This window comes from Blautia faecicola (assembly GCF_004123145.1).
Classification (GTDB): Bacteria; Bacillota; Clostridia; order Lachnospirales; family Lachnospiraceae; genus Oliverpabstia; species Oliverpabstia faecicola.
On sequence record NZ_SDKC01000001.1, the window covers coordinates 1,855,928 to 1,869,121 of the forward strand.

Here is a 13,194-nt window from a genome sequence, read left to right on the forward strand (position 1 = left end):
TCACGTCAGGCACAGAACCCTGCTTGAGCGCTAGCATTTTGAATGAATTGATTTTTATGATACAGCAGTCTTTTCAGCTTCTGTTTCAAGCTGCTCCGGCATCTTATCCGGATTCAGATACACTGTATCTGGAAGACTCCAGTCACGGGTTGCACGTCCATTCCAACGTTCTGGATGCTCTGCTTTGGCAGCTTCGTAGACCTCTTTGCGTTTGGCCAGTATCTTATCAGACAAGCCGCTGCGGCGCTGGTATGGAGTAAGAAACTTCAACCCACTGTGATGGTGATCGTGGTTATACCACTTTACAAACAGGCTGACCCATTCCCGTGCCTCTTCCAGTGTTCCAAATCCTTTGGGCTGATAATTCGGACGATACTTCAGCGTTTTGAATAGGCTTTCGGCGTATGGATTATCATTGCTCACACGCGGTCTGCTGTTTGAAGGGGTGATTCCAAGCTGATACAGTGTCGCCAGCATTGTTGCCCCTTTCATGGGTGAGCCGTTATCAGAATGTAACACTAACGGTTCTGTAGTGAGCCGGCCTTGTTTCAGACAGATCCTTTTGATCAAGCTGCTGGCACAGTCTGCACTTTCTTCTTCGTAGACTTCCCAGCCAACGATACTACGGTCATAAAGGTCTGAAAAAAGGTACAGGTAATAAAACATCCCTTTATGTGGTCCATTCAGATAAGTGATATCCCACATATACACCTGATTCGGAGCTGTTGCGCTGTATGTAGATGGACGGTTGTGTTTTGGTGCTTCGCTGCGTCCACGATGATTTAACATTTTTTCTTCCCGCAATACACGGTAAAAGGTTGATTCAGAGGCAACATAAATCCCCTCATCGGCTAATGCAGGAACGATCTCACATGGTGCCATGCTTGCGTATTCTGGCCTGTTACAGATACTTATGATCTCCCGGCGTATCTCTGCCGATATCTTATTTGCAGGATCCGAGTGATCTGCTGAAGGACGTCCATCCCCATAGGAATCCGTATCTGTCTTTCGTTTTTTCCAACGGTAGAAAGTCCGTTCCGTGATCCCGAGACGGTCACATGCCTTTTTGCAGGTAGCCCCCGATGCAATGGCCTCATCGATCAGCAGTACAGCAGTTTCGCGGTCTGGGGCGCTGATCATTCGTCCTCTGGATCCCCCCAGATCGCATTTGCTTTTTTTGACAGTACAAGTAAAGCTGCCGCTTCCGCAAGAGCTTTTTCCTTGCGCTGTAATTCTTTTTCAAGTTTTCTGCGTTCTTTTTCAGAATCCTTGAGTTCACGGTTAAGCCGGGAAGCTTCCTTCGCGATACCGCCATTTGCATTCATGCAGGCATCTTTCCAGGCTTTGATCTGTTCAATATAAAGTCCTTTTTTACGGGCATACTCAGCAAGTTCCGTCTCATTCATGCTTGCTGTTTCAACGACAACTAAAAATTTGTCCTGTGTGCTCCAGTCGTCAGGGACAGCATCTGTACCAGGAGCGGCATAACCTTCCTTTCTGGCTTTATCCCGCCAGTTACGAAGTGTCTGTTCAGAGATACCTTCTTCCCTGGAAATCTTGGTAATGGATTCATTGTTTGGTGGAAGCATCCTTCTAAGGAGTGCATCCTTTAATTCTGGACTATAGTTCATAGTGAAAGCTCCTTCCTGTGATGGCTCTATACTACCACAAAAGTAATTATCTTTCACTGACAACTATCCTAACACACAGGGCATAAGCACTTGCCATCTGGATACCGATGATCGCCTGGGAGTTCTTCTCTCCGAAATTGGACGGTGTTGCATGGATGATAGATGGATAAATCGGTGCACAGCCAAGTCCCATAATAACCAGACCAAACAGTGCAAATTCATCGATGGATACCGGTAACAACATACCGATACATCCAACAAGAATGATAGCGATGCCCAGACGAATCATCTTGTGGTCTCCCATTTTTTCTGTAATAAAGCCTGCCAGAAATCTTCCAAGTGTGATACCGATGCAAAACAGGGACGCAAAGGCTGCTGCACGTTCCGCAGAGATTCCCTTTGCTCCTACCAGATAGCTGCTTCCCCACAGAATCACTGCTGATTCCAGTGCACAATAGGAGAAAAATCCAAGAAGAAGATTCGGAACGCCTTTGATCTTCAGTGCACCTTTGATTCCTACCATCTCTTCTTCTGCCTTTTCTTCCTGCGCAGTTTCTTTTTTATTCACCTTCCATATCGGCAGTGTCACGAAAAGAATCAATGTTATTCCGATCTGGATGAAAGATACCATGCGATATCCGTTCTGCCACACCGATGTGGTCAGTGCATAACTCATCACATACGGACTGATAATGGTTCCCAGTCCCCAGAAACAATGCAGCCAGCTCATATGCCTGGAGTTATAATGAAGCGCTACATAGTTGTTCAGTGCAGCATCAATCGCTCCCGCACCCAGTCCATAGGGAATGGCCCATAGACAGAGCATCCAGAAGGCGCTTGCCGTTGAAAATCCGAATAATGCGATTGCAGTAAGCATCACGCTGAACACAGTTACAATCTGTGTACCGAATTTCTTTGTCAGACGCTCAGACATCAAACTGGAACAGATAGTTCCTCCGGAAATAATCATAGTTACCAGACCCGCATAAGACAGCGGAACCTGAAAAGCCTTGTGCATCACCGACCAGGCAGAACCCAGAAGGGAATCTGGCAGTCCGAGACTGATAAATGCCAGATAAATCAACAGTAGTAATAGTGTATACATCTTTTTCTCCTTCTCTTTCATAGTACAACCGACGATGGAAAAGGGCGTCCCAAAGGTTTTCCATCGCCGGTTGACATTTGTTTTCTATCTATTACTATACGTTAAAATATATGACTTGTCACGGGAAAATTTGTGATTATCAGAGAAATTATTGATATTGTTGCCGGTTATTCAAAATTCGCTGACACACTGTACGAGATATTGCCGTAGAGTATCAGTTCGATATTTGCTATACCGGGTAAACTAATGGATCTCCGAACCCGTCTGTTATTTAGAATCCTCATTCCGTTTCTTAATGTGTCGAATGACAATATTTCCCATTTCTTCTACGGTTCGCATAATTTCTTGAATCTCGTCTTTTGTAATCTGATCAATATGCACACCTCCGGTACATACCACTGTAGTCTTGCATGCGGCACAGATCTGCTCGGAAAGTTTCCGGCACAGATACTCATCTTTGTGTCCGGTCAGATTCAGTACGGAAGACGTGGCACTGTAACTACCATCGCCTGTCAGGGAGGTGCGTGGAACAGACTGGATCACGCAGCCAATATGCGGTTTCTGCCCGCCTTCCACACTTACCAGAAGATCCTGCCCTAGTTTCTTTGCACTGACCTGCAGCATATATCCGCATACTTCACGTTGGACTGTAAAAATTTTTTCTGTGAGTTCTATAATCCCGTCCATCTTCGATACTCCTTTGCCTCGATGCCAAAAGGTTCCAGCAATTTTGCAGCCAGATGATAGACCATTTCATCAATACTCTCCGGACAATGATAGAAAGTCATCATCGGCGGAATGATCCGAACGCCCGGCATCATCGAAAGTTCCTGCAGATTCCGGAGATGAATCGGACTGAGTGGTGCCTCTCTTGCTGCAAGTACCAGCGGTCGCTGTTCTTTGATCGTCACATCGGCTGCACGAAGAAGAAGGTTTTCCGCATAGCCGCTGTGGATGCCGGCAATCGTTTTCATACTACACGGAACGATCACCATCCCGGCTGTCTGGAACGAACCACTGGCCGGTCCGGCTCCTATTTCTTCCGGTTTTAACACATGATCCGCCAGCGCTTCCACTTCTTCTACTTTCCACGTTGTTTCTGATTCCAGCGTCAGACGCGCACTTTCTGTCATGATCAGATACGATTCAAATTCTTCCGATTCCCGGATAATTTCCAGACATTTGATCAGTAGCGGCTGACCGCTGGCTCCGGTAGCGCCTACGATGATTCGCTTTTTCATTTTTCTACTCCTTGCATCATGATAGATTCCGGTTATTTATCGGTGTGTTTCAGCCATTTTTCCGAATCCACTTCCATAAAGTTTGCACGTTCAAACCGATGTTTCTGATCATATGGCACGGTACAGTCAAAAATCGTCTTGCAGGCAATTCCATGATCCCGGATGCTGGAAGAACAGGTCGGATCATTGGACGGATCCAGCGGATGACAGCGAACCCCCGGAATCGTAATAATATCTGCATCCCCCTGAAAACGGGTATTCATCGCCCACAGTACATCACTCATATCAAAACAGTCAACATCTTCATCCACCAGAAATACATGTTTCAGCTCACTGAATGCCGAAAATGCCAGCAACGCAGCCTGTCGCTGTCTTCCCTCATCGCTGGCTGTCAGTTTCTTAAACTGCAAAACTGCCATGTATTTTCCACCACCTGCGGAACAGCAGTATACATTCTGCAATCTGCCCGGCATCGCTTTTTCTACCATTCCGTAGATACTTGCCTCTGTCGGAATACCTGCCATGGAAACATGTTCTTCACTTGGTCCGATACAGGTCTGCATGATCGGGTTCTTCCGATGGGTAACAGCGGTTACTTTGATCAGCCAGCACTGATCGCTTGCCGGTCCGGTATATCCCGGAAATTCCGGCATCGCATATCCGGTATGGCTGTTCTGATCTTCCTGTACGCGGACACCCGGAATCACTTCACCCTCTATGACATATTCCGCATTGGCAATGGCACGTTCTTTTACGGTAACACAGTCGCACAGAACAACCGGTTCTTTCCGAAGAGCTCCGGCAACCGAAAGCTCATCATAGCCAAGCGGTGTTGTCGGCGGCTCAAAACAGGATCCGATCTCAATCGCCGGATCCACACCGATACTGATCGAGATTGGCAATTTCTGTCCCAGTGCCTCTGCACGTTCTGCCATCGCTCCGATATGTCTTGCTCCCGGTGTAAAGAAAATCGATAATTCATCTTTGCCCTGAATGCACAGACGATGAATCGTCACATCGTGAACGCCGGTATCCGGATGGGTGGCATAACACATACCAAGAGTGATATACGGACCTGCATCATCCGGTGTATTGGTCGGTGCCGGAACCAGACGGTACAAGTCAAAATCAGGATCTGTCGCTTTATGTACCACTTCCTGACACGGTGCTGCCGCCTTCGTGACTATCGGAGGAATTGGATTTGCCACACTTTCGTATAACATCTTGCCAAGATCTTCCGGCTGGCAGTCCAGCAGTGCTGCCACTCTTTTTCTGCTCGCCAGAAGTCCGATCGCTACTTTTGCGTCCGGGTGACCTTTTACCTTGTTAAATATCATCGCCGGACCTTCTTTTGTCGGTCGTTTTACGGTTCCACCGGCTCCCACATAACGATACACACCGGCCAGTTCTGCCATTGGATCTACTTCCACATCCGTCTCAACCAGCTGCCCCGGCATACTTTCCAGAAGCTTCAGGGCACTTCTCAAATCTCTTACTTTCTGTTCCATAGGATTGCTGCCTTTCTCTTATTTTCTTTATAAAATGCATTTTCTGATAAATTATTTTAAATAGATTCTCATAGCGAATCAATTCTTTTTGTGATATGATTAATTCCAGAATGGAATGAAACGAAACAATACAATACGAAATCGGGAGGATTTTACATGACTTTTGAACAGATTGACTGCTTTATTGCTGCCGTACACGCAGATACCTTTTTTGATGCGGCAGAATTGCTCCATACAACCCAGTCTACTCTTTCCAAACAGATTCAGAAGCTGGAAAAAGAATTGAATCTTCAACTCTTTGACCGCAGCCGTCGAAATGCAGTGCTGACACCCGCCGGAGAACTTTTTTATCAGGAAGCCCAGGAACTTTCCCGGCAATACCGGCAGATGCTTTACCGGATGTCTCTGTATCAGACTGCCAAGGAACAGCAATTATCTGTGGGAACGCTTCCTGTACTCTCTCAGTATCATCTTACCGGAAGTTTCCGCCTGTTTCAGAAAGAACACCCAGAGATTTCTCTTGCTCTTACCGAGGTGGAAGAAAGCGAATTAATGGAAGGCATCGAAAAAAAGCGATTTGCCATGATTCTTGCCAGAGAATCTATGATCGATACGGAACATTATCATTTTTTTCCTATTGCAACCGACCGGATCTGTGTCATGCTTCCGGCAGATCATCCACTGGCAACACGACAAAAGCTTTCTGTTACAGCACTGACCGATCAGTCTTTTCTGCTGATGCACCCATACACATCCATTTATCAGCTGTGTATGCAGATTTTTCAAAATGCAGGTATTCATCCGTCGATTCTTCGCACTGCACGCGTAGAGTCTTTAATCAGTGCCGTTGCTGTCGGAGAAGGTATCAGCCTTTTTGCAGAGAGCAATTTTCGTCTGTTTCAACATGAGGGCGTGATATCTGTTCCGTTGGAAGAATCACCGGTACTCCGGATTGGATTTGCATATAAAAAAGCCAGAGAATATACTCTGGCCATGGATTGTTTTTTACATTTTATGGCAAATGCACAAAATTCACAACAATAGCGAAGGATTGCCTTTTTTATATAAAATAAATCAAGGAGATTATTATTATTTGCTCGGAAAAGATTGCTCAGTTCTTTTTTATTTAACAAACTAGATAATCAAATTCTTCGATATTTTCAATCCCCATCTTTCTTAATACTTGAATAGAGTATGCAATATCTTTTTCACAGTTATATCCTTGTATCCGAGGAACTCTCACTTTTATCTTGGATTGCGGAATTTGTGTACATAACATCTTTAGATTATGAATTACATTTTCATTAGAACATCCAGTATAAAATTCATATATTCGTGAATTCATATCTTTAACATCAATGTGCCACACGTCTACAACATCAATAAGCTTTTCTATCTCATATGCCAATACATTTAGAGAGGTTTGAACATCTATGTTCCATTCTGGATATTGTTGATGAAATGCTCGAATAAAATCAGCATATAATAGTGGCTCTCCTCCGCCAAATGTAACCCCTCCATTTGACATTTCAAAATAAACCGCATCTTTTTCAATCATATGGCCAAGCTGAATATGTATTCAGATAGTTCCATCCCAAAGAGCTTTTTTCGTAAAACACTACCATTTTTTACATCCTCTCATATTTCTTTCATGTTCCTGACCTCATGAGCTGTCACCGACTTGCTCACATGGATTGTCATCAGATTGATGAACTTTCTGTCATCCGTCCCCGCCTGAGTTCAGGCGGCAATGATGTTTATAGGGTTATGCTTCCAAGTGAATAATCCGGGCTCCGTGTCACTGCGGTCCGGACTTAGGAAACCGTAAATCCGTCTTGTACAATTACAGCCTTTGACCCGTAATTCGCATAAAGCAAAATTATCTTCGACGTATGAATTCCCCGGTAACGCTATTCTTATTTTCTGCAACCTGCTCCGGTGTTCCCAAGGCAACGATTCTTCCGCCTGCTTCGCCGCCTTCCGGACCCATATCTATGATATAATCTGCGTTTCGGATCACATCCAGATCGTGTTCGATCACGATTACGGTTGCCCCCTGATCCACAAGTGCCTGGAACACCTGAAGCAGTGTCTTTACGTCCAATGGATGTAATCCAATCGTCGGTTCATCGAACACGAAGACGGAATCGGACTGCCCTTTTCCCATCTCACTGGCAAGTTTCAGTCTCTGTGCTTCCCCACCGGACAGTCCCGGTGTCGCCTCTCCCAGGGTCAGATAGCCAAGCCCAAGATCTCGCAGTACTTCCAGCCGCTGCCGCACCACTTTCCAGTCTCCTGCCGCCTGTAGTGCTGTGTTCACATCCATCGCCATCATCTGCGGCAGCGAATACCTTTTCCCCGGTTTCTTTTCATAGCAAACCTGCCATGCCGCTTTCGCATACCGAGATCCTTTACATTCCGGACACACCACATCTACATCCGGCAAAAACTGTACATCCAGTGTGATCTGCCCTGTTCCATCACATGCCGGACATCTGAGATTTCCGGTATTATAGGAAAAATCCTTTGCCTTGTATTTCATCCTTTTTGCATCGTCAGTTTTTGCGTAAATCTTTCGAAGTTCATCATGCACATTGGCATACGTTGCCACGGTAGAACGAATGTTGATTCCAATCGGTGACGCATCGATCAGTTTCACATGGGAAATCCCCTCCGCAGAAACATTTTTCACGTGTTCCGGCAATGTCTCTCCGTTCAATGCTGCCTCCAGTCCCGGAATCAGGCTTTCCAGTACCATCGTAGTCTTGCCAGAGCCGGACACACCGGTCACAACGGTCAGCCTGCCTTTTGGAATATCGACTTCCAGAGGTTTTACCGTATGGATCGCATTGGTAGAAAGATGGATAACTCCCAGATCAAACATATTTTCAGCATGCGTCTGTTCCCGTACCGGCAAATTCGTTTTCTGCGCTAAAAACGGACCAATCATGGAAGCCGGATTCTTTGTAATCTCCGGAATCGTTCCCTCTGCGATCACATATCCGCCGCCATTTCCTGCCTCCGGTCCCATCTCCACGATCCAGTCAGCTTCCGACAGAATCTGCGTATCGTGATCCACCAGAAGAACCGAATTACCATCTGCGATCAGATCATGCATTACGGCATTCAATCCATTAATATTGGAAGGATGTAATCCGATCGAAGGCTCATCCAACACGTACAGCACACCTGTCGTACGGTTTCTCACAGCTCTCGCCAGCTGCATCCGCTGCCGCTCCCCAGTAGATAATGTAGCGGCGGCTCTGTCAAGAGACAGGTAAGAAAGTCCCAGATCTATCAGTCTTTTTGCAGCTGTCTGAAAAGATTCGCAGATTGCCTCTGCCATCGGACGCATTTCCTCCGGCAGAGAATCCGGAACATCGGCAACCCACACAACCAAATCTTTTAAAGTCATCTGACACGCCTCCGCCAGTCCGATGCCTCGAAGTTTCGGTGCTCTCGCTTTTTCGGAAAGTCTGCTTCCCTGACACTGCGGGCAGATCTCTTCTTTCAGGAATTTTTCCACACGTTTCATGCCCTTTTCATCTTTTACTTTAGCAAGGGCATTTTCCACAGTATACACCGCATTATAATAGGTAAAATCCAGTTCTCCTGCCTGGTTCGAATTCTTTGCTTTATAAAAAATATGTTTCTTTTCCGCCGGCCCGTGATAAACAATATCTTTTTCTTTCTCCGTCAGCTCGCGAAACGGAATATCCGTGCGCACACCCATTTCCCGACATACATCCGTCATCAGTGACCACATCAGACTGTTCCACGGTGCAACCGCCCCGTCATCGATACTGATCGAATCATCAGGTACCAGAGAATCAATATTTACCGTCCGTACTCGCCCGGTACCACCACATTCCGGGCATGCACCCTGAGAATTAAACGCAAGTTCTTCCGCACTCGGCGGCTGCACCTGCTCCCCACAGATTGGGCAAAGAATCTCCTGCTCCGCTGCCACTTTTAATGTCGGCTCCACATAATGCCCATTGGGACACCGATGCGAAGCCAGCCTCGAATACATCAGCCGCAGACTGTTCAAAAGCTCCGTTCCCGTGCCAAACGTACTCCGGATTCCCGGAATTCCCGGCCGCTGATGCAGCGCAAGTGCCGCCGGTACATACAAAACTTCATCCACCTGTGCCTTCGCCGCACCCGTCATACGTCTTCGCGTATAAGTAGAAAGCGATTCCAGATACCTCCTGGATCCCTCCGCATACAACACCCCCAACGCCAACGACGACTTCCCGGAGCCGGACACACCTGCGATGCCTACGATCTGGTGCAGGGGGATATCTACGTTTATGTTCTTCAGGTTGTGGACTCTGGCACCTCGGATTTGGATGTATTTGGGGTTGTTATCGTGATTGTTCATTGGTTGTTCTCCTTTATTTCTTACATCTTTGATTGACTTTTGATAGAAATACTTTATAATGAAGTTAAGAAATGGGTTTTGTGTCGTGTACGGTCTTAGGATCCAAGCGGGTTGCTCGTTTCTTTTTTATTCTATACAAAACTTTTATCCAGCTCACACAATATCTTTATATTATAATCCCATAATGAGCCGATAACCATCGGCTACCGGCTCATCGTTACTCAATTCCGTATTCATATAATTTCCAGAATTTTTTATTTTTTAAAAAGTAATCACTTCCGGTTCATGCGTAAATGCAGAAATCGTTGCGGTTGCATTCTTAAAATAAAAAACTTCTGTATTGCCATCATCTGCGGCATACATTTTCTGTAAACTCGGATATGCATCCAGCATGGACTGTCTTGCTTCCACACGATCATCCTCTACCAGTTCGCCAGCCACACGGATCCATTCACCACCCTTAAAAGCACAGATCTCAGCTTTCGGATTGGCATGTAACTGTTTTGAGACATCTTTCACTTTTCCGGTCTGGATATACAGCTTGCCCTCAAAAATATGAGCTGTTCCAAAAGGACGAACTCTCGGTTGATTACCCTCTACAGTTGCCAGATAATATGTCTCTGCGTCTTTTAAAAATTGTAATACTGTCTCCATGATTATGCCCCTTTCTGTGGTGATATGTTTGAGATAAGTATAGCACTGGAAAGACGGATGTGCAAATTTTTATGTATTCATATCCACCTTTCATCTTGCATTCATTGCACCAATTTCTTTTATTTTCCTGTGGATTTTTCATAAAATCATGTATAATCAAATCAACAAGTATTTTGGTCGACAAGACCATACATTAAAAACACTTTGACCGACGAGGTTTCTCTGGTTTTCCAGAGCGGTGGATGGTTAGCGCCATCCACCTTTAAATGTCAAATAATTTTTTCTTCTGATTCTCAGGAATAAATTTCTCCAATTCCCCATACTTTTCCTCATTATCCCATATCAGCCATCTCTTAAATGCCGTAAACGCAGAACTGTCTTTCAGTTCCCTCTTCAGAAGCATCGCAATATCCTCTTTTTCCTCTTCGTTCTCTGCTTCCTGATACTCCCTTACATATTCTTTGAACTTTGAAAGATCTTTCCGCAACGTTTTACGTATAATCCTTGCTTCCATTTTCTTCTGAGGAGTCGTTCCATAATATGCATCATTTAACAGCAAAATGGTATTTCTGATCGCTACATTATCATCCTTCACCGGCACAAACTCCAGTTTTTCATCCGTTCCAAAATAACCTGTTTTCCGAAAAGCAATCAGGTGTTCTACAGGCTCTGTTGTACAGTTCAATATTGGTTCATATTTGTCTGACTTAATATTGTTGCAATGTGCACATACCCAAAACAGATTATTCCAATCATATTTCAGTTTCTTATTGCCCCGGTGTGGAATCAGATGTTCAATTTGATAGGATGTTGCTTCTTTGTTTTCACAAATATAACATTTTCCATGGAATACTTCCCGTAAAGCCTGATTCACATGTTCTGTATTGTATGAATGTCCTGTATTACATGCTTCCTGCAAATCATCCATTGCCTCTTGTGTATGCCGGGTTGTTTTCCTCTCAATCTTAATCATTTGTTCCCCTTCTCCGTTCGATATCCTCAAACTTTTCTCTGGCAGCTCCTGACAGATCTGTTGACAGATTTTTAAATTTTATTTTTAATTCTGCCCGTTCAGCCCTCTCCTCTTCCGTCAGTTTTTTTCCAGAACACAACTGTGCATATCGCTCCAGTTCCTCTTTTAATGTATCTGAATATTCATCTGCCTCAAAGTAGCCTTCCGCAAGTTCATCTGATGAAAAAGCAGCCAGATTTTCCAGTTCCACATGCTTTTCCAGATCATATGCTTTCGCATTGGAAATAGAATTCAAAATATATGGCGAATGTGTTGTCACGATAAATTGAATATTCGGGAAAAATTCTGTTAAGAATGGAAGAATTTTTTTCTGCAGTTCAATATGAAGATGCGTTTCCAACTCATCAATCAGAACAATTCCCTGTGCATTATACTGACTGATTTCTTCATCCAATAACCAGTTTTTATCCATTCGAAGAATCAAATCGGATACAATATAGATTACAGATGAATAGCCATCTGACAGTTCACTGAATTCAAAAGGCTCCCGGCCTTCCTGTCTGATTTTAAAATTATAATTTTTATAATCATATTCCAGATGAATCGATTTTTCGTCCAGCAAAACCTGCAGCGCAGATTCAAATCTGTCAAACCATTGTTGAATCCGCTCTACGATTTCCTTATCGCCTTCGTTTCTTGCAAAAGACTGCTGGGTTTTCATGTGAACCATATATTTAAGAAGAATATTTCCGGCGTTCTCTGTGGTATTATATACCTCAGCCAGTTTAATATTTTCCACACCATTCGGTTTCGCAAATTCCGCTTTCCGTTCTGCCGGGAAATACGCGGTTATAAATTCTCCTTTTTGATATACACCTTCAAGTCCATCACTTTCATTCCATGTAACCCTGATACCATCATTATACTCTTGAATTCTATTAGACCATTTCTTATATTCTTTTTCTGCTTTAAATCGTTCAGTCTCACTTGAAGCATTTTCTATTTCTTGTTTTGCATCTGCTACCCATCGTGGCCAATTCCCCGTTAATGACATAAGATATCCATCCTTAAGAACTTTCAGATATCTCACTAATCTTAACAGTAACGATGTTTTTCCCGAACCATTTTTTCCAGTCAACAGCAAATGCTGCCGTTTTGTTGTATCCAACTCGATCGTTATATTTGATAAATGATACAACTTTTCTATATTAATTTCACTGATAAAATATTCTTTCACTATGAATCCTCCAGTTATTCTGCCTAACTATTCATTATAGTATCATGGGCGGAAGAAATTTTCAATTTTTCTGGATATACTCCCTGATCTTCTCAATCAACCCTTCATCCGCCGGCAGCCATTCCACACTCCCCAGTGTCTCCTTTGTCAGCCACTTTGCTGCCTCGTGCTCTTTCAGCACCAAATCTCCAGACTTCACAGTGCAGATGAAGCAATCCATCGACAAATGAAACTTCGGATAATCATACTCCACGGTATCCAAAAGTTCTTCCACCTGAATCTCCGTATCCAGTTCTTCCCGGATCTCTCTTACGATTGCTTCTCTGGCTGTTTCCCCTTCTTCAATCTTACCTCCCGGAAATTCCCAGCCATCTTTGAATTCACCGTAACCTCTCTGCGTTGCAAATACTTTTCCGTTGTCTATAATAATCGCTGCCACTACCTTAATTGTCTTCATCCTG

General features: G+C 44.4%; 12 protein-coding genes. 1 reads left to right on the plus strand and 11 read right to left on the minus strand.

Annotation, left to right across the window (positions count from 1 at the left end; genetic code table 11):
- Positions 1–54: 54 nt before the first annotated feature.
- The 5 genes from ETP43_RS08340 to ETP43_RS08360 all read right to left on the minus strand — a co-directional run bounded on the left by ETP43_RS08340 (position 55) and on the right by ETP43_RS08360 (position 5,485).
- A protein-coding gene (locus ETP43_RS08340) for an IS3 family transposase (protein WP_408608685.1) occupies positions 55–1,631 on the minus strand; the annotation gives its coding sequence in 2 pieces (ribosomal slippage) (positions 55–1,169 and positions 1,169–1,631; 1,578 coding nt in all).
- A 46-nt stretch (positions 1,632–1,677) separates the two neighbouring features.
- Positions 1,678–2,736, minus strand: a complete 1,059-nt coding sequence (locus ETP43_RS08345) for an MFS transporter (protein ID WP_181951936.1) — start codon at positions 2,734–2,736, stop codon at positions 1,678–1,680.
- Positions 2,737–3,003: 267 nt separating this feature from the next.
- Positions 3,004–3,423: a prenylated flavin chaperone LpdD gene (gene lpdD / locus ETP43_RS08350; protein WP_243114236.1), complete on the minus strand. Its 420-nt coding sequence runs from the start codon at positions 3,421–3,423 to the stop codon at positions 3,004–3,006.
- On the minus strand, positions 3,408–3,977 hold the full coding sequence (locus ETP43_RS08355; protein WP_129257732.1) for a UbiX family flavin prenyltransferase: 570 nt from the start codon (positions 3,975–3,977) through the stop codon (positions 3,408–3,410). The genes lpdD and ETP43_RS08355 overlap by 16 nt, the downstream gene beginning before the upstream one ends.
- 32 nt (positions 3,978–4,009) lie before the next feature.
- Positions 4,010–5,485 (minus strand): UbiD family decarboxylase, encoded by a 1,476-nt coding sequence (locus tag ETP43_RS08360; protein ID WP_129257733.1) that lies wholly within the window; start codon positions 5,483–5,485, stop codon positions 4,010–4,012.
- Between the two features lie 156 nt (positions 5,486–5,641).
- Here ETP43_RS08360 and ETP43_RS08365 point away from each other — a divergent pair, with 156 nt between their 5' ends.
- The gene (locus tag ETP43_RS08365) at positions 5,642–6,529 is read left to right on the plus strand and encodes a LysR family transcriptional regulator (protein WP_129257734.1); all 888 of its coding nucleotides are present in this window, start codon (positions 5,642–5,644) and stop codon (positions 6,527–6,529) included.
- 82 nt (positions 6,530–6,611) lie between these two features.
- Here the strand turns inward: ETP43_RS08365 and ETP43_RS08370 are convergent, their stop codons facing one another.
- From ETP43_RS08370 to mutT, 6 genes are all read right to left on the minus strand, one after another.
- Positions 6,612–7,043, minus strand: coding sequence for a glycyl-radical enzyme activating protein (locus tag ETP43_RS08370; protein ID WP_118635243.1), 432 nt, complete (start codon positions 7,041–7,043; stop codon positions 6,612–6,614).
- A 321-nt stretch (positions 7,044–7,364) separates the two neighbouring features.
- A complete protein-coding gene (locus ETP43_RS08375) occupies positions 7,365–9,869 on the minus strand; it encodes an excinuclease ABC subunit UvrA (protein ID WP_129257735.1) in 2,505 nt (834 codons plus the stop codon).
- 261 nt (positions 9,870–10,130) lie between these two features.
- Positions 10,131–10,523 carry a pyridoxamine 5'-phosphate oxidase family protein gene (locus ETP43_RS08380; protein ID WP_129257736.1) on the minus strand — a complete coding sequence of 131 codons (393 nt, stop codon included), beginning with the start codon at positions 10,521–10,523 and terminating at the stop codon, positions 10,131–10,133.
- A gap of 262 nt (positions 10,524–10,785) precedes the next feature.
- A complete protein-coding gene (locus tag ETP43_RS08385; protein WP_129257737.1) occupies positions 10,786–11,496 on the minus strand; it encodes an HNH endonuclease in 711 nt (236 codons plus the stop codon).
- Entirely contained in the window at positions 11,489–12,733 is a 1,245-nt protein-coding gene (locus ETP43_RS08390; protein ID WP_164979653.1) for an AAA family ATPase, read from the minus strand. Before ETP43_RS08390 ends, ETP43_RS08385 begins: the two co-directional genes overlap by 8 nt.
- A gap of 61 nt (positions 12,734–12,794) precedes the next feature.
- Positions 12,795–13,190 carry an 8-oxo-dGTP diphosphatase MutT gene (mutT, locus tag ETP43_RS08395; RefSeq protein WP_022399343.1) on the minus strand — a complete coding sequence of 132 codons (396 nt, stop codon included), beginning with the start codon at positions 13,188–13,190 and terminating at the stop codon, positions 12,795–12,797.
- Between the last annotated feature and the right edge of the window lie 4 nt (positions 13,191–13,194).